The sequence below is a fragment of the Pseudoalteromonas sp. CO109Y genome, from assembly GCF_004208935.1.
Lineage (GTDB): Bacteria > Pseudomonadota > Gammaproteobacteria > Enterobacterales > Alteromonadaceae > Pseudoalteromonas > Pseudoalteromonas shioyasakiensis.
The window spans coordinates 297,903-315,195 of sequence record NZ_SGPD01000038.1 but is presented as its reverse complement, the minus strand read 5'-3'; the positions used below and the strand labels follow the sequence as shown (position 1 = coordinate 315,195).

The 17,293-nt window shown below is 43.1% G+C and carries 23 protein-coding genes and 1 rRNA gene; 4 read left to right on the top strand and 20 right to left on the bottom strand.

The genetic code is table 11. The features are described 5' to 3' along the window. Positions 1–48: 48 nt before the first annotated feature. The 19 genes from EXT43_RS16145 to EXT43_RS16055 all read right to left on the bottom strand — a co-directional run bounded on the left by EXT43_RS16145 (position 49) and on the right by EXT43_RS16055 (position 13,060). A 16S ribosomal RNA gene (locus EXT43_RS16145) occupies positions 49–1,589 on the bottom strand. A 770-nt stretch (positions 1,590–2,359) separates the two neighbouring features. Next, complete coding sequence (rplQ, locus tag EXT43_RS16140; protein ID WP_004589197.1) at positions 2,360–2,761, bottom strand: 50S ribosomal protein L17; 402 nt, start codon at positions 2,759–2,761, stop codon at positions 2,360–2,362. 39 nt (positions 2,762–2,800) lie between these two features. Further along, positions 2,801–3,787 carry a DNA-directed RNA polymerase subunit alpha gene (gene rpoA / locus EXT43_RS16135; RefSeq protein WP_004589198.1) on the bottom strand — a complete coding sequence of 329 codons (987 nt, stop codon included), beginning with the start codon at positions 3,785–3,787 and terminating at the stop codon, positions 2,801–2,803. A gap of 24 nt (positions 3,788–3,811) precedes the next feature. Further along, positions 3,812–4,432, bottom strand: coding sequence for a 30S ribosomal protein S4 (gene rpsD / locus EXT43_RS16130; RefSeq protein ID WP_036974007.1), 621 nt, complete (start codon positions 4,430–4,432; stop codon positions 3,812–3,814). Between the two features lie 21 nt (positions 4,433–4,453). Then, positions 4,454–4,840 (bottom strand): 30S ribosomal protein S11, encoded by a 387-nt coding sequence (rpsK, locus tag EXT43_RS16125; RefSeq protein WP_036974009.1) that lies wholly within the window; start codon positions 4,838–4,840, stop codon positions 4,454–4,456. A gap of 13 nt (positions 4,841–4,853) precedes the next feature. Continuing rightward, complete coding sequence (gene rpsM / locus EXT43_RS16120) at positions 4,854–5,210, bottom strand: 30S ribosomal protein S13 (RefSeq protein WP_054562818.1); 357 nt, start codon at positions 5,208–5,210, stop codon at positions 4,854–4,856. A gap of 128 nt (positions 5,211–5,338) precedes the next feature. Further along, on the bottom strand, positions 5,339–5,452 hold the full coding sequence (rpmJ, locus tag EXT43_RS16115) for a 50S ribosomal protein L36 (RefSeq protein WP_002959476.1): 114 nt from the start codon (positions 5,450–5,452) through the stop codon (positions 5,339–5,341). Positions 5,453–5,474: 22 nt separating this feature from the next. Continuing rightward, positions 5,475–6,803 (bottom strand): preprotein translocase subunit SecY, encoded by a 1,329-nt coding sequence (gene secY / locus EXT43_RS16110; RefSeq protein ID WP_036974013.1) that lies wholly within the window; start codon positions 6,801–6,803, stop codon positions 5,475–5,477. A 10-nt stretch (positions 6,804–6,813) separates the two neighbouring features. Then, positions 6,814–7,248 carry a 50S ribosomal protein L15 gene (rplO, locus tag EXT43_RS16105; protein WP_054554386.1) on the bottom strand — a complete coding sequence of 145 codons (435 nt, stop codon included), beginning with the start codon at positions 7,246–7,248 and terminating at the stop codon, positions 6,814–6,816. Between the two features lie 4 nt (positions 7,249–7,252). Continuing rightward, the gene (gene rpmD / locus EXT43_RS16100) at positions 7,253–7,435 is read right to left on the bottom strand and encodes a 50S ribosomal protein L30 (RefSeq protein WP_016710201.1); all 183 of its coding nucleotides are present in this window, start codon (positions 7,433–7,435) and stop codon (positions 7,253–7,255) included. A 3-nt stretch (positions 7,436–7,438) separates the two neighbouring features. Next, positions 7,439–7,945: a 30S ribosomal protein S5 gene (rpsE, locus tag EXT43_RS16095; RefSeq protein ID WP_036974018.1), complete on the bottom strand. Its 507-nt coding sequence runs from the start codon at positions 7,943–7,945 to the stop codon at positions 7,439–7,441. A gap of 9 nt (positions 7,946–7,954) precedes the next feature. Continuing rightward, positions 7,955–8,305, bottom strand: coding sequence for a 50S ribosomal protein L18 (gene rplR / locus EXT43_RS16090; protein ID WP_036974021.1), 351 nt, complete (start codon positions 8,303–8,305; stop codon positions 7,955–7,957). Positions 8,306–8,314: 9 nt separating this feature from the next. After that, positions 8,315–8,848 (bottom strand): 50S ribosomal protein L6, encoded by a 534-nt coding sequence (gene rplF / locus EXT43_RS16085; protein ID WP_054554387.1) that lies wholly within the window; start codon positions 8,846–8,848, stop codon positions 8,315–8,317. A 13-nt stretch (positions 8,849–8,861) separates the two neighbouring features. Further along, positions 8,862–9,254, bottom strand: a complete 393-nt coding sequence (rpsH, locus tag EXT43_RS16080) for a 30S ribosomal protein S8 (RefSeq protein ID WP_054554388.1) — start codon at positions 9,252–9,254, stop codon at positions 8,862–8,864. 21 nt (positions 9,255–9,275) lie between these two features. Continuing rightward, the gene (rpsN, locus tag EXT43_RS16075; RefSeq protein WP_054554389.1) at positions 9,276–9,581 is read right to left on the bottom strand and encodes a 30S ribosomal protein S14; all 306 of its coding nucleotides are present in this window, start codon (positions 9,579–9,581) and stop codon (positions 9,276–9,278) included. A 10-nt stretch (positions 9,582–9,591) separates the two neighbouring features. Beyond that, positions 9,592–10,131: a 50S ribosomal protein L5 gene (gene rplE, locus EXT43_RS16070; RefSeq protein WP_054554390.1), complete on the bottom strand. Its 540-nt coding sequence runs from the start codon at positions 10,129–10,131 to the stop codon at positions 9,592–9,594. Positions 10,132–10,147: 16 nt separating this feature from the next. Further along, complete coding sequence (gene rplX, locus EXT43_RS16065; RefSeq protein ID WP_054554391.1) at positions 10,148–10,462, bottom strand: 50S ribosomal protein L24; 315 nt, start codon at positions 10,460–10,462, stop codon at positions 10,148–10,150. Positions 10,463–10,472: 10 nt separating this feature from the next. Then, the gene (gene rplN / locus EXT43_RS16060) at positions 10,473–10,841 is read right to left on the bottom strand and encodes a 50S ribosomal protein L14 (protein WP_010378257.1); all 369 of its coding nucleotides are present in this window, start codon (positions 10,839–10,841) and stop codon (positions 10,473–10,475) included. 275 nt (positions 10,842–11,116) lie between these two features. Then, positions 11,117–13,060, bottom strand: a complete 1,944-nt coding sequence (locus EXT43_RS16055) for an AsmA family protein (protein ID WP_062564823.1) — start codon at positions 13,058–13,060, stop codon at positions 11,117–11,119. A 230-nt stretch (positions 13,061–13,290) separates the two neighbouring features. Between EXT43_RS16055 and EXT43_RS16050 the strand changes: the two genes are divergently transcribed. The 4 genes from EXT43_RS16050 (at position 13,291) to EXT43_RS16035 (ending at position 16,203) form a co-directional block, all read left to right on the top strand. Beyond that, positions 13,291–13,710, top strand: coding sequence for a hypothetical protein (locus tag EXT43_RS16050; RefSeq protein ID WP_063530019.1), 420 nt, complete (start codon positions 13,291–13,293; stop codon positions 13,708–13,710). Between the two features lie 8 nt (positions 13,711–13,718). Further along, the gene (locus EXT43_RS16045; RefSeq protein WP_063530018.1) at positions 13,719–13,919 is read left to right on the top strand and encodes a helix-turn-helix transcriptional regulator; all 201 of its coding nucleotides are present in this window, start codon (positions 13,719–13,721) and stop codon (positions 13,917–13,919) included. A 151-nt stretch (positions 13,920–14,070) separates the two neighbouring features. Further along, on the top strand, positions 14,071–15,237 hold the full coding sequence (locus EXT43_RS16040) for a hypothetical protein (protein WP_130167418.1): 1,167 nt from the start codon (positions 14,071–14,073) through the stop codon (positions 15,235–15,237). Between the two features lie 288 nt (positions 15,238–15,525). After that, the gene (locus tag EXT43_RS16035) at positions 15,526–16,203 is read left to right on the top strand and encodes a TorF family putative porin (RefSeq protein ID WP_130049946.1); all 678 of its coding nucleotides are present in this window, start codon (positions 15,526–15,528) and stop codon (positions 16,201–16,203) included. 64 nt (positions 16,204–16,267) lie between these two features. On the opposite strand, the gene EXT43_RS16030 is transcribed toward EXT43_RS16035, so the two are convergent. After that, positions 16,268–17,164, bottom strand: coding sequence for an aldo/keto reductase (locus EXT43_RS16030; protein ID WP_205990966.1), 897 nt, complete (start codon positions 17,162–17,164; stop codon positions 16,268–16,270). Positions 17,165–17,293: the final 129 nt, after the last annotated feature.

Below are 17,293 nucleotides of genomic sequence, written 5' to 3'. Positions count from 1 at the left end.
TAACAATCATCTGTGTGGACACTACGAACAAATAAGTTCTAAATCGTATAAGGAGGTGATCCAGCCCCAGGTTCCCCTAGGGCTACCTTGTTACGACTTCACCCCAGTCATGAATCACTCCGTGGTGAACGTCCTCCCGAAGGTTAGACTATCCACTTCTGGAGCAACCCACTCCCATGGTGTGACGGGCGGTGTGTACAAGGCCCGGGAACGTATTCACCGCATCATTCTGATATGCGATTACTAGCGATTCCGACTTCATGGAGTCGAGTTGCAGACTCCAATCCGGACTACGACGCACTTTAAGTGATTCGCTTACCCTCGCAGGTTCGCAGCACTCTGTATGCGCCATTGTAGCACGTGTGTAGCCCTACACGTAAGGGCCATGATGACTTGACGTCGTCCCCACCTTCCTCCGGTTTATCACCGGCAGTCTCCTTAGAGTTCCCGACCGAATCGCTGGCAACTAAGGATAGGGGTTGCGCTCGTTGCGGGACTTAACCCAACATCTCACAACACGAGCTGACGACAGCCATGCAGCACCTGTATCAGAGTTCCCGAAGGCACCAAACCATCTCTGGTAAGTTCTCTGTATGTCAAGTGTAGGTAAGGTTCTTCGCGTTGCATCGAATTAAACCACATGCTCCACCGCTTGTGCGGGCCCCCGTCAATTCATTTGAGTTTTAACCTTGCGGCCGTACTCCCCAGGCGGTCTACTTAATGCGTTAGCTTTGAAAAACAAGTCCGAAGACCCGAGCTTCTAGTAGACATCGTTTACGGCGTGGACTACCAGGGTATCTAATCCTGTTTGCTCCCCACGCTTTCGTACATGAGCGTCAGTGTTGACCCAGGTGGCTGCCTTCGCCATCGGTATTCCTTCAGATCTCTACGCATTTCACCGCTACACCTGAAATTCTACCACCCTCTATCACACTCTAGTTTGCCAGTTCGAAATGCAGTTCCCAGGTTGAGCCCGGGGCTTTCACATCTCGCTTAACAAACCGCCTGCGTACGCTTTACGCCCAGTAATTCCGATTAACGCTCGCACCCTCCGTATTACCGCGGCTGCTGGCACGGAGTTAGCCGGTGCTTCTTCTGTAAGTAACGTCACAGCTAAGTGCTATTAACACTTAACCTTTCCTCCTTACTGAAAGTGCTTTACAACCCGAAGGCCTTCTTCACACACGCGGCATGGCTGCATCAGGCTTGCGCCCATTGTGCAATATTCCCCACTGCTGCCTCCCGTAGGAGTCTGGGCCGTGTCTCAGTCCCAGTGTGGCTGATCATCCTCTCAAACCAGCTAGGGATCGTCGCCTTGGTGAGCCATTACCTCACCAACTAGCTAATCCCACTTGGGCTAATCTTATGGCGTGAGGCCCGAAGGTCCCCCACTTTGGTCCGTAGACATCATGCGGTATTAGCAGTCGTTTCCAACTGTTGTCCCCCACCATAAGGCATATTCCCAAGCATTACTCACCCGTCCGCCGCTCGACGCCAAAGGTGCAAGCACCTCTTCGTTTCCGCTCGACTTGCATGTGTTAGGCCTGCCGCCAGCGTTCAATCTGAGCCATGATCAAACTCTTCAATTAAAAGTTTTTTCTGTCCCGAAGGACATGCTCAATGAATTCTGAATTTTGATATCTTTCGATATCGAATTGACTGTGCTGAAACAAGTAAACTTGTTTCTGTTGGTCACTCAGTTCAAATGAGACTCTAAATTTGTTTGCTCCACTTAGTAAACTAAGCTTCGCTGTTAGAACTCAATCTGTACGAGTGCCCACACAGATGATTGCTTTATATTGTTAAAGAACGTTTGAGATACTTTCGCGTCTCAAGGGCTGTGCATTCTACGCAAGCCGTTATTTTTGTCAACACTTAATTTTGAGAAAAGTTTATTTTTTCAAAACTCAGTATTACTTGACTCAACCAACTCGTCGTTTTGCTTTTTTGTAAGCAGTCCGCCGTGTCGGTGGATGCGCATTATAGGGAGATCCGAATTGAGATCAACTGTTTTTTGAAGTTTTTATGAAAAAAATGACTGTTCGCGCAAAATACGAACGAAACGGGTGAAAATAGCACTAAATTACTCGTATTATGGCTATTTAGGCAGTGTATTTTATAAATGAGCTTGTTTTTAAGTTGTAAAGAAGGTGATTTAACTATTAAGGAACGCGAATTGATCTTTATATGTGATCTTAATTGCTAGGTGCTAGGTGCTAGGTGCTAGGTGCTAGGTGATTCAAGATTGTATGGTAATGTTTGGGGTTGATAGAGCTGTTTTATTAGTAGTGAAGTTTAGTAGTGAATTTTAGAAAGTAAAAAGCCGAGCATAAGCTCGGCTTTTTGGTGTCTTTACGACTTACTCTGCAGACTGCGCGTCTTCTTGAACTTCTTCGTTTGTCGCTGGGCGACCAACTAGTTCAATATAAGCCATTGGTGCATTATCACCAGCACGGAAGCCACACTTAAGAATACGAGTGTAACCACCAGGACGGTCTGTATTACGTGGACCGATTTCGCTGAATAATTTACCAACTACTTCATTATCACGCGTGCGAGCAAACGCTAAACGGCGGTTTGCTACACTGTCAGTCTTAGCCAGTGTGATTAAAGGTTCAATTACACGGCGCAACTCTTTAGCTTTAGGCAAAGTTGTTTTGATGATTTCATGTTTCACCAAAGAACCAGCCATGTTGCTGAACATCGCTTTGCGATGGCTGCTGTTACGGTTTAATTGACGACCACTCTTACGATGGCGCATGACCCTATCCTTCTAACTAAACTAATATAGTGATTTAGATTATTCAGCTAGGCTTGCAGGCGGCCAATTTTCTAGGCGCATACCTAGAGAAAGACCACGTGAAGCTAGCACGTCTTTAATTTCAGTTAGAGACTTCTTACCTAAGTTAGGCGTTTTAAGAAGCTCAACTTCAGTGCGCTGAACTAAATCACCGATATATTGAATTTGCTCGGCTTTCAAACAGTTTGCTGAACGTACTGTTAGCTCAAGATCATCAACTGGACGAAGCAGAATAGGATCGAATTCTGGCTTCTCTTCTTTCTCTTCTGGCTCAGTTACATCACGTAAATCTACGAATGCATCTAATTGCTCAGCTAAGATAGTAGACGCACGGCGGATCGCTTCTTCAGGATCTAAAGTGCCGTTTGTTTCCATATCAATGATTAACTTGTCTAAGTCTGTACGTTGCTCAACACGGGCTGATTCAACCGAGTACGCAATACGTTCAACTGGGCTGAATGATGCATCAAGCAGCAGACGACCAATTGGACGCTCATCGTCATCAGAGGATAAACGACTAGATGCCGGCACATAACCGCGACCGCGCTCAACACGAATACGCATGCTGATCTCGCTGCTATCTGTCGTAAGGTGACAGATAACGTGATCTGGGTTGGCGATAGTTACATCACCATCGTGCTGAATATCAGCCGCAGTCACAGGGCCTACACCAGATTTAGTCAGGGTCAGAAAAACTTCATCTTTGCCTTCTAAAGTTACTGCTAGACCTTTAAGGTTTAACAGAATTTCAATGATGTCTTCTTGTACGCCCTCTTTCGCGCTGTACTCATGCAATACACCGTCGATTTCTACTTCAGTTACTGCACATCCAGGCATAGATGATAACAGTATACGGCGTAAGGCATTACCCAAAGTGTGACCGAAGCCACGCTCTAATGGTTCTAAAACTACTTTAGAACGCGTTGGGTTGATAGCGTCGATATCGACTAACCTTGGTTTTAGGAATTCGGTAACAGAACCCTGCATTTTATCCTCTCTTAACTCTTAACTTTACTTAGAGTAAAGTTCGACGATTAGTTGTTCGTTAATGTCCGCAGACAGATCTGAACGCTCAGGTAGGCGCTTGAAGCTACCTTCCATTTTCTTACCGTCAACTTCAACCCAAGTCGGCTTTTCACGTTGCTCAGCCAACTCTAGAGCAGCGATGATACGTGCTTGTGTTTTTGACTTCTCACGAATTACAACAGTATCTTCTGGAGTAATTACGTATGAAGGGATGTTCACTACACGACCATTAACTAAAATCGCTTTGTGGCTTACTAACTGACGTGCTTCAGCGCGTGTGCTAGCAAAACCCATGCGATATACAACATTGTCTAAACGTTGCTCTAAAAGCTGTAACAAGTTTTCACCTGTATTACCTTTAAGGCGAGCAGCTTCTTTGTAGTAGTTACGGAATTGCTTTTCTAATACACCGTAGATACGACGTACTTTTTGCTTTTCACGTAGCTGTAAACCGTAATCAGATAAGCGACCTTTACGAGCGCCGTGCTGACCAGGTGCAGTCTCAAGTTTACACTTAGAGTCGATAGCTCTTACGCCGCTCTTAAGGAACAGGTCAGTACCTTCACGACGACTCAGCTTGAGCTTAGGGCCCAAATATCTTGCCATGTTATTTCTCCTAACCTATTGTTAAACGCGACGTTTCTTCGGTGGACGACAACCATTATGAGGGATTGGCGTCACGTCAGTGATGTTGGTGATACGGTAACCAGCAGCATTCAAAGCACGTACAGCAGATTCACGACCTGGACCTGGACCTTTGATGAAAACTTCTAGATTTTTTAAACCGTATTCTTGAGCAGCAGTACCTGCACGCTCTGCAGCAACCTGAGCCGCGAATGGAGTAGATTTACGTGAACCACGGAAACCTGAACCACCTGCTGTTGCCCAAGATAGTGCATTACCTTGACGGTCGGTAATTGTTACAATAGTGTTGTTGAAAGAAGCATGAACGTGAGCCATACCATCAGCAACTTGCTTTTTAACCTTCTTACGACGAATTGGTGCTTTAGCCATAATCTACCCCACCTTATTTCTTGATAGGCTTGCGAGGACCCTTACGAGTACGCGCGTTAGTCTTAGTACGTTGACCACGTAGTGGTAACGAACGACGGTGACGTAGGCCACGGAAACAACCAAGGTCCATAAGGCGCTTGATATTTAATGTAACTTCACGACGAAGGTCACCTTCTACAGTGTACTTGCCAACTGCTTCACGCAATACGTCAAGTGTTTCGTCTGAAAGTTCACCGATTTTTGTGGTCTCGGCGATACCAGTCGCTGCTAAGATTTCCTTAGAGCGAGTCTTACCTATGCCATAAATAGCAGTTAAACCGATAACTGCATGTTTATGATCAGGGACGTTAATGCCAGCGATACGGGCCACTAACACATCTCCTATATTTGAATTTGGTAATCATCTGTTTGAAAAGCCCGTAAGGATACTCAAACGAAGACCAAATCACAACTAAAAACACAGGCCGAGTAAATAACTCAGCCTGCACGACTGTTTAATTAGCCTTGCCTTTGCTTGTGCTTAGGCTCACTGCAAATTACGCGTACTACACCAGCACGTTTAATAACTTTACAGTTACGGCATATTTTCTTAACGGAAGCACGTACTTTCATTGCTCAACTCCGTAAAATGACCTTATCGACCGTAGCCTTTAAGGTTTGCTTTTTTCAGCACAGAATCATACTGATGTGACATCAGATGCGTCTGTACTTGTGCCATAAAGTCCATGATTACAACAACGATAATCAAAATTGATGTACCGCCGAAATAGAATGGCGTTTGCCATGCCATAGTCATGAATTCGGGCACCAGACAGATAAAGGTTATATACAAAGCACCTGCCAATGTCAGGCGTGTCATCACTTTATCAATGTATTTAGATGTCTGCTCACCTGGACGAATACCTGGGATAAATGCGCCAGATTTTTTCAGGTTATCTGCTGTTTCACGCGGGTTAAATACCAACGCGGTGTAGAAAAAGCAGAAGAAGATAATAGCCGCAGCTAAAACCATCGCATATAAAGGTTGACCTGGAGTCAACGTTGTAGCGATTGCTTGTAGCACATCAGCGACCGGACCTTCACCCTGGCCGAACCAGCTTGCAATTGTACCAGGGAACAGAATTATACTGCTAGCAAAGATTGGTGGAATAACACCCGCCATGTTTACTTTCAGTGGTAAGTGCGTGCTTTGAGCAGCAAATACCTGGCGACCTTGTTGACGCTTTGCATAGTTAACGACGATACGACGTTGACCACGTTCAAAGAATACAACTAGGTAAGTAACAGCGAATACGATTACAGCAATCAATAACAGTACAAGTACATTCAGATCACCTTGGCGCGCCATTTCGGCTGTCGAACCAATAGCAGACGGCAGGTTAGCTACGATACCAACAAAAATCAGAACTGAGATACCGTTACCGATACCACGTTCTGTAATTTGTTCGCCCAACCACATTAGGAACATAGTACCAGTTACTAAACTCACTACAGCAGTGAAGTAGAAACCGATGCCTGGGTTAACAACTAACCCGTCCATCATGCCCGGTAAGCTGGTAGCAATACCGATTGATTGGATTGTAGCAAGCACAAGCGTGCCGTAGCGTGTGTACTGGCTAATTTTCTTACGCCCTTGCTCACCTTCTTTCTTAAGCTCTATAAACGGCGGATACATATGCGTTAATAGTTGCGTAATAATCGAAGCCGAGATGTACGGCATAATACCCAGTGCTAACACTGAAGCTCGCTCAAGCGCACCACCGCTGAACATGTTAAACATTTCAACAATGGTGCCCTTTTGTTGCTCGAAGAAATCGGCAAGTACAGCGGCGTCAATCCCAGGGATCGGCACGAATGAACCTAGACGGTAAATAATGATAGCACCTAATACAAATAGTAATCGACGCTTCAATTCCGAAAGCCCACTTTGTGCACTTTTCATATCTTGACCTGGTTTAGCCATTAGTACTTCCTTAGTCTTCTACCTTGCCTCCGGCAGCTTCGATAGCTTCGCGAGCACCTTTAGTCACTTTAAGACCTTTAACGGTAACTGCGCGTGAAACTTCGCCAGATTTAACTACTTTAACGAACTGGATGTTCTTTTTAACTAGACCAGCTGCTTGTAACGCGTTTACGTCTACTACATCGCCTTCAACTTTAGCGATTTCAAAAAGGTTAACTTCAGTAGATACTAATGATTTACGTGAAGTGAAACCAAATTTAGGTAGACGACGTTGCATAGGCATTTGACCGCCTTCGAAACCAACGCGTACTTTACCGCCAGAACGTGATTTTTGGCCTTTATGACCACGGCCACCAGTCTTACCAAGACCAGAACCAATACCACGACCTAGACGTTTCTTTTCAGTTTTTGCACCAGCAGCAGGTGAAAGTGTATTCAAATGCATCGAATTAACCCTCAACCTTTACCATGTAAGAAACTTGGTTAATCATACCACGCACACATGCTGTGTCTTCTAACTCAACAGTGTGATTGATACGACGTAGACCAAGACCGCGTAATGTAGCTTTATGCTTCGGTAAACGACCGATAGAGCTCTTTACTTGTGTTACTTTTACAGTTTTATTAGCCATGGTTTACCCCGTGATTTCGTCAACGCTAAGACCACGTTTAGCAGCGATTGACTCTGGAGAGTTCATGTTCTCTAGAGCAGCAATCGTTGCACGAACGATGTTGATCGGGTTAGTTGAACCGTATGCTTTTGACAATACGTTCTGTACACCAGTTACTTCTAGTACTGCACGCATCGCACCACCGGCGATGATACCTGTACCTTCAGAAGCAGGCTGCATGTATACTTTAGAACCCGCGTGGCGACCCTTGATTGGGTGCTGTAGCGTGTTACCGTTAAGGTCTACACTGATCATGTTGCGACGTGCTTTTTCCATTGCTTTTTGAATAGCAGCTGGAACTTCACGTGCTTTACCATAACCAAAACCTACTTTACCTGCGCCGTCACCAACTACTGTTAGTGCAGTGAAGCTAAAGATACGACCACCTTTAACCACTTTAGACACACGGTTTACCGCGATTAGCTTTTCAGCCAAATCAGGCTGTTGTTGCTTTGCTTCTACGTTAGCCATTGTCTACTCCTAGAATTGCAGACCGGCTTCACGCGCTGCATCAGCAAGCGCCTTCACACGGCCGTGATATTTAAAGCCACTGCGATCAAAAGCAATCTTTTCGATGCCTTTGTCAGCTGCACGTTCAGCAACCGCTTTACCAACTGCTTGAGCAGCTGCAACGTTACCTGTGCCTTTAACTGTTTCGCTAATTGCTTTTTCAACAGTAGAAGCAGCAGCCAGTACAGTACCCTCAGCAGTAACTACTTGAGCGTAAATGTGACGTGGCGTGCGGTGGATAACAAGACGCGTTGTGCCTTGTTCAATATAATTTCTACGAGTGCGTTTAGCACGACGTAGACGAGCTGTTTTTTTATCCATCGTCTTACCTTACTTCTTCTTAGCCTCTTTACGGCGTACATTCTCGTCCGCGTAACGAACACCTTTACCTTTATAAGGCTCAGGTTTACGGTATGCACGGATGTTAGCAGCTGTTTGACCAACTAACTGCTTGTCTACGCCCTTAACTAGAACTTCTGTTTGGCTTGGTGTTTCAATCGTAATACCTTCTGGTACTTCGAAATTCACTGGGTGTGAGAAACCAAGAGTTAAGTCTAATACTTTGCCCTTAGCTGCTGCACGGTAACCAACACCTACTAACTGAAGTTTCTTCTCGTAACCTTCATGCGTACCAACAACCATGTTGTTGATTAGAGCGCGAGCAGTACCTGCTTGTGCCCATGCATTAGCTACGCCTTCACGAGGTAAAGTTGTAATAACGTTGTCGTTAACTTGTACTTCAACAGCGTCGTTGATAGTACGAGTTAATTCACCGTTTTTGCCTTTAACTGTGATGTCCTGGCCTTTTAATGTAACTTCTACACCGGCAGGAACATTGATTGGTGCCTTTGCTATGCGAGACATAGTTCCCCTCCGATTAAGCTACAAAGCCAATGATCTCACCACCAACGCCGGCACTACGTGCTGCGCGGTCTGTCATTAGGCCTTTAGAAGTTGATACGATAGCGATACCAAGACCACCCATTACCTTTGGTAATTCGTCACGTTTCTTATAGATACGTAGACCAGGGCGGCTAACACGCTGGATATTTTCAATAACAGCTTTGCCTTCGAAATATTTTAAATCGATAGAAAGCTCAGGCTTCGCTTCACCGCTTACAGCGTAATCTGCGATATAACCTTCATCTTTTAATACTTTAGCTACTGCTACTTTCAGTTTTGAAGTTGGCATCGTTACTGATACTTTCTTCGCTGACTGACCGTTACGGATACGTGTAAACAAATCCGCAATAGGATCTTGCAAGCTCATAGTCTTACTCCCGTGATACTATTACCAGCTAGCCTTTTTAAGGCCAGGAATTTCACCGCGCATAGCTGCTTCGCGAACTTTGATACGGCTCATGCCGAATTTGCGAAGGTAACCATGTGGGCGGCCCGTAACGTTACAACGATTACGTTGACGTGAAGAGCTAGAATCACGTGGTAAAGCTTGTAGCTTTAATACCGCGTCCCAACGATCATCGTCAGATGTATTAACATCACTGATGATAGCTTTTAGTGCCGCACGCTTTTCAGCGAACTGAGCAACTAATTTCGCACGCTTTGCTTCGCGCGCTTTCATAGAATTCTTTGCCATAACCCTACCCTTATTTCTTGAATGGGAAGTTAAACGCTTCTAACAACGCACGGCCTTCATCATCTGTTTTCGCAGAAGTAGTGATTGTGATATCCATACCGCGAACACGGTCTACTTTATCATAATCGATTTCTGGGAAGATGATTTGCTCACGTACGCCCATGCTGTAGTTACCACGTCCATCAAAAGACTTAGCACTTACACCACGGAAGTCACGGATACGTGGGATAGCGATTGAAACCAAACGCTCAAAAAAGTCCCACATACGCTCGCCACGTAGGGTTACTTTACAACCAATTGGGTAACCTTCACGCACTTTGAAGCCAGCAACTGATTTGCGTGCTTTAGTGATTAGAGGTTTCTGACCAGAGATTGCTTCTAGATCCGCAACAGCGTTATCTAGGATCTTCTTGTCAGCTAGAGCTTCGCCCACACCCATGTTTAATGTGATCTTTTCGATCTGAGGGACTTGCATGACAGAGCTGAAACCAAACTTCTCTTGAAGCTCAGCAACTACTTTGTCTTTATATACTTCATGCAGTTTCGCCATCATTCTACTCCAACTATTAGATAGTTTTACCAGTAGATTTAAAGATACGTAATTTCTTACCATCTTCAATCTTGAAACCTACACGATCTGCTTTACCCGTTTCCGAGTTGTAGATCGCAACGTTTGATACGTCGATAGACGCTTCTTTCTCAACAATACCGCCAGCTTGGTTCAACTGAGGAACAGGCTTTTGGTGCTTCTTGATTAAGTTGATGCCTTCGACAAATACTCGACCAGATTCAGCAACAACTGAAAGCACTTTACCGCGCTTACCTTTGTCTTTGCCTGCTAGTACGATTACTTCGTCATCACGACGGATTTTTGCTGCCATGATAGACTCCTTATAGTACTTCTGGTGCTAGTGAAACGATTTTCATGAACTTTTCAGTACGAAGTTCACGAGTCACAGGGCCGAAGATACGAGTACCAATTGGCTGTAAGTTATCGTTTAAGATAACAGCCGCATTGCTATCGAAACGGATCAAAGAACCGTCCGGACGACGAACGCCTTTTTTAGTACGCACAACTACCGCGTTTTTAACATCACCTTTCTTCACTTTACCGCGAGGAATAGCTTCTTTTACAGAAACTTTGATGATATCGCCAACCGCTGCATAGCGACGGTGCGAACCGCCAAGGACTTTAATACACTGCACTTTGCGAGCGCCGCTGTTATCAGCAACGTCCAGCTGAGTTTGCATTTGGATCATGTTAATGACCTCCGGTGTAGAAATTACAACACGCCTTAATTTTGTTTAAAATCAAGACATTTCGGTTAAATTCCACTCAAAAAACAAGCAAGTTGTCTCTTAAGGGCGGGCAATTGTAGCAGCAATGGCAAGGAAGTGGTAGGTTATTTTTTAATTAATTTGGAATTAATCGTAATGCCTGCATTGAGGAATTACAGCAGCTTGCTGTAATGTTATTGATTATAAAACAAACAGGGCGAAAATGCGCCCTGTTTTTGACTTTAATTAAATTTTTATTAATTACCAAATAGACCTTTTAACTTGTCTTTAATTTTATCTTTGGCTTTTTCTTTGACTTCTTCTTTCGCCGCATCACTGACATCTAAGCTATAACCAACATCATGGAATGGGCCTTTGATACGCAGTGGAATTTTAAAGCCGGTACTGTCATCTGTCGTGCCTTGCCCTTCGATTGAATCAACTATCCCCGTTACTAAGCGATAGTCTACATTCGTCATAGGTAAATCAACTTTACCTGAGCCTGTAATGCGAATAAGTGGGCTAAGTAGTGACAAGTCTTTATTTTCACCAACACCGTTAGTGAATACAAAACTACCCTGCAATGCTGAGAAGTCTGTTTGCTGTGAGTTATCAAAGCCAGTATCTAAACCTTCTGATACTGCGCTTAAGTTACCTTTGATTAGCTCTTTTGCTTTACGAACCATCTCTGCAATATTGGCACCTTTTACCGCACCATCAGCAAACTCAAAGCCTAACTTACCATTTAAAGCATTGATAAAGCTCTTTTGGCTTTGACCTGTGGTCGTTAGATCCCAGTTTAGAGAACCTTTACCCATTAACTTATCGAAACCAGCCGCATCAGTTAGCAATGGCTGCGCATCAATTTTATCTAAAGAAAAGTTAGTACTAATTTTATAAGGTGTTTGCTTGGCGTTAACGGTTATCACACCTTTACCATTGCCCTCATAAGCAACAAACTTGTCTAGACTGATTTTAGCCACTGCATTTTTTAGGTTCACCGTTAACTGGTTTTCACCAAGGGTAATATCATTTGCTTGTAAGCCACTTGAACGCACGACTACATTTGCATCAAGTGCATTTAAGCCGCTCATATCAATTGCAGTATCATCCCAAACAATTGGTTGTGCTGGCGCATCTGCTGCAGGCTCTGCTTGTTCTTCTTTAGCTACGCCCTCTGGTAGGTAAGGGTTTAAATCAAGCATGCCTAAATCAATATCGGCATTCACAGCTAAGCGGTCACCAAGCTTAATATCGCTTTTACCTTTAATTTGCAGCTCATCTAGGGTGGCAAGTAGCTCAGTAAGCTTAAACTGCTGTCCTTTTAGGTGCATTGACCCCTTTACATTAAAGGCATTAAACGCATTTTCTTTTGCATTAAGCTCAACACCTTGCCAACTCGCAATATTTTTTACTGAGTCACCACTGACAGAAAGAAGCCCTTGCACGTCATTACCCATTTCTGCAATTGCACCTTTAAAATTTAAATCGACTAAGCGTGAATCAACCTCAGTGCTTACATTAAAGGTTTCGCCTTCAATCGCTTTAACAGGTGTATCTAGCGTGACATCTAAATCAAAGCGCTCACCCATATAGGTAATACCGCCTTTTAATTCTAAGGTCTTACGAAGAGAAGGTAATAAGATTGCTAATTCTAAATCGCTTATCTGTTGCTTTGCCCCGGTTTTGCCATCTAGATAAGTGAAAGTACCACCGTAGATTGCTACTTCACCAAGTTCGATATCAAAGTTATCTGGTAAGTTAACAGCGCCAGAACTCTTTTGCTGCTCTGTCTGTGGTTGCTCAGCAACCGCATCAAATAATTGCCAGTTTGCTTTACCATTTTTATCGGTTTCTAACAAAATTGTTGGTTCGTTAATAACGAATTTATCAAGTTTAAACTCACCGCCAAATAACGACATCCACGGGATACGGATAGCAAGTTGCTGCATGCTTGCCATATCTTTTTGTGAGCCTGTTTGCATATTGGCAAAGTGCACATCATTCAATTCGAGTTTTAATGATGGAAATACCGACAGCTTTTTATCGCCATTAATAGTCAGACTACGACCTGTGGTTTGTTCTACTTGCTCCGATACTTTATTAAATATCGCGTCTGTAGGTATTAGGAATGGTGCTGCGACTACCAATGCAATCAGTAATACGAAGATGACACCAACGATTTTCAGTAAGGTTTTCATAATCATCCTTAAAAATGGGCAAACAATGTACTTATCATAGCGGGAGTTAGGCGCAATTGCATTGCCCAACACATAAAAAGGGTTGTAAACAAGCTTAGGTACAAGAATATGAATCAGCGCTGAAACATTTTGATACCTATAGGTTACAAAAAGATCTTGACCGAATGATACCCTAGGGTTACATTGATACCTATAGGTTACATTTGAGTTTAAAATAAAAGGAAACGATTATGTCTAAGCAAGATATCAAAACGGAAGAAAAGTTTATGAGTCATAACGCATGGTTTTCAATATTCATGGGAGTCACGTTATTAATTATTAGTGTTTACCCAATGCTCAAGCAAACATCAGTACCGTTACTGTTTATTGGTGGTGCCGCATTTATTGGTTCATTCTTTATGTTTGTAATTAGAGGTGGATTTACATGGAAACTTGGCTATCGCCTTACATATAAGGATGAATTTTTAAATACGATTGATACCATCGCTTATAAACATGTTGTGCTTGGATTACTTTTTAGCATGGGGGCTATTTTTTTATTGTCTGGCGAACTTGCTTTAAATGTATCTCATAGCATGATGGCCACATTTTACCTTGCCTTGATGTGTTTGATATATGGCGTATCAATTCTTTGGCAAAGTAGAGACTAGGTATAAAAGTGCAAAATAATATCGCTAAATTCCGTAAAGATAAGGGCTTATCGCAGCAAGAACTTGCTGATGCCATTGCAGTATCACGTAAAACCATTAGCACAGTTGAAACAGGCCGCTTTATACCCTCGGTGATTATCGCGTTAAAAATTGCTGCTCACTTTGAACTCAGTGTTGAGCAATTATTTACACTCGATGACAATGATTAATTAACCATGTCAGTCGCAATCTTACTTATAAATTATCAGTAAGATTGCATCATTTCATTACTTCGGTATGATGCACGACCCTGTTGTTTTTGCACCCTGTGTACTAAAATTAAACAACCCAATTTGGTCAAAACTGGAGTATCGATTAAGCATGAAGAAACTGCTTATTTCACCGTCAAAAATGGCGCTTGGCGAGCAAGAAAGTCAAATTTATCAAAATATCCTCAAGCAAGCCTCTGATATCAGCTTAAACCTTATGGCAGTTAAAGTAGAAAACCACCCTGAAGACTTTTTAGGTTGGTGCTATGAGCTATTAAGTGCAAGCCGTGATCGCATTAACTACGATCTGTTAGAAGATAAGCAATTACCCACTCTTAAAAAACTTCATGACTTATTAATTTCTGCAATCAGTTTTTTGCAGTTAAAAACATTAAGGGTTGCGCCATGGCCTGTTATTGCAGGCTTCATCGAGCAGCATAAAGAGCTTGTAGCCCTTGATGAGCAATTACGTTTAGCTAATTACATTGCTGCAATTAAATCGCAATCCCTAAAAGAGATGATCCCAGAAGACCGTTTAGCTTTTTCTGGTAAACACAGTGCCTCGCTTGATCCAAGCAACTATAACTTCGACGTTGAATGGTTTGCTTCTACTAAGAACGCAAAAGGTTTCCACCAAATGTTGAGTGATTTACCAGGTGCGTTCGATGAGGCGCTTGTACACATTCCACTTGAGGGTGAAGTAACGCAAGAACATTATCAGCATTTTATGGTTGCTTACTTCATGGCATTTAATGGCAGCGATGAAAAGCCAACGCTTGCTCCTGCTACTCGCTTACTTGCGATGCGCCGACCTGACGTGTTTACACCAATCGTAAATAGTAAACTTGATGCCCTTTGTGCGGCATTAGGCATTACTAAGCTAAATAACCGCGATTTTGAGCGCTACTGGCAAGATGTTGTTGAAGCCATTCATAGTATGCCTTGGTTCAAAATGGCCAGTGCAGCAAATGAGCTTGAACAATCTCTGGTTGAAATCAAAGCCCTATTGCCTAGCTTCTTTTATTATGCAGATAAAAGTACCGCTGATAACTCTAACTATATTAAGTTGTTAAACAAACCTAAGAGTACCACAAGCTCAGCAGGTAAAAAGACCGTACGCCGTGGCAAAGAATCAGCAGAGATACTGGTGGACCGAGCATTAGCAAGTGATGATATCCCTGAACATATCAAAGCTAAGCGCGATTCAATCATCAGTGAAGTTGAAAAAGGCCGCAGTGTTGAAGAAACCATTACTCTAATGCGTGCAATTTTCGGCTAAGTTACTCTCAAATAAGCAAAACCCGGTTGCTTCGCAATTGTGCAACCGGGTTATTTTTTGCACCACACATGTGCGCATGAACAATTCAAATAACCATCCTTTTCACAATTAAACAAGTTTAAAAGCCTGTTTTTAAAGCCTTTAAGCATAAAATATCCCGTTCAAAATTAACTTGGCACAACCAGTGCAATATCGTATCCAGACAACACATAGAAAATGTCCTCAAATAATAACCAGACTGCAATCTGAAAATGGGACAAAATCAACATAACAACAGGATACAGAAACATGCTAAAACTAAAAAAAACGGTCGCAGCAAGCGCCCTTGCGCTATTAACTTTGAGCTCAACATATAGCTATGCAGAAGTCACAGCAAACGCTGCGGCAACTTCAAACTACTTATGGCGTGGTCAAGAACAAACCGGCGGTGATGCTGCAATCCAAGGTGGTATCGACTACGCAAGTGAATCTGGCTTTTATGCGGGTACTTGGGTATCGAATGCTAGCTGGGCTGACGACATGACTTACGAGCTAGACCTTTATGCTGGTTTTGGCGGTGAAATCAATGAAACCTTTAGCTACGATGTTGGCTACATTTATTATGCATACCCAGATGCAGCATCTTATACAGATGCAGACTTCTCTGAAATCTACGGTAGCATTAGCATGGGTAGCTTCACCTTTGGTGCAGCAGTCCTAGCAACATCAGCAGCAAGCGGTGACGGTACAGATTTTGGTGACTCTCTATATTTAAATGCTGACTACAGTTTCCCAGTTGGCAGTACCGGTGCAGAAATGGCCCTTCACTTAGGTCATTACTCAGGGGATTTCATTGGTGATGATGACATCATCGACTACGGTGTTTCTGTGTCGAAAGACGGCTTTACTTTCGGTCTTTCAGACAACGACATTGATGGTTCAGATGTAAAAGTGTACGTCGCTTACGCGGTTGATTTCACTTTATAAAGAATGTGTTACTTGCTGCAACACGAAGGGCCGTTAAGGCCCTTTTCTCGTTTTGGGCTATATATTAAGGCACACTATGCCCGGTTGAGCCTTGCCAAATGCGATACCATTGTTCACGGTTCATAGTAAGCTGCTTAGCTTCAACAGCTGATTTAACACGCTCAATATTACCCGTACCAAGTACCACAGACGGTGCACTTGGGTGCATTAACAGCCAAGCACAAACAACTTGATCAATGGCTGTGGCGCCAATTTCAGCTCCAACCTGCTCCAACACTGCACGTAAACGCACCGCTTTTTCATCATCACTTGAGAATATACGACCCCCAGCTAGTGGTGACCAAAGCATAGGTTTGATATCGAGCAATTGGCATTGGTCTAAGCTACCATCATCAAGGGCTTTCATTTCGTAAGGTGAAAACTCAATTTGATTAGTCACAAGCTCAAAGTCTAAACGCGACTGCAACAAGCTAAATTGCGATGGGGTAAAATTAGATACACCAAAATCAATCACGTCACCATTTGCTTTTAGGGTATTAAATGCTTGTGCCATTTCATCGGCGTTCATTAAGTAATCAGGGCGATGGATAAGTAATACATCTAAACGATCAGTGTTGAAGTTTTTAAGTGACTGCTGTGCTGAGGCAATTATATGCGCGGCACTTGAATCATAATGGTTTGCTTTGCCTTGTAATCCTAGGCTTGCAAACGCAGGCTTAATACCACACTTGGTGATTATTTTGATTTCATCACGAATACTTGGTTTTAGTTTAAGTGCTTTACCAAATTCGGCTTCACAACCGTATTCACCGTAGATGTCAGCATGATCAGTATGTGAAACTCCCATATCGATTGCATTTTCTAAAAAACTTAAGCATTGCTGTGGCGTTATCTGCCAATCTAGCAAGCGCCAGAACCCTAATACCAACTCATCAATACAACGACCATTGCTATTCACCATAACGACCTACTATTCCTAATAAATTCGACTCAAATTAATCTTTTAACCATATCACAGATTTACTAATCACAGCTGTTAACATACAGTTACAAAACAAATTGCTAATTTGTTACTAAACAGGATATTTTA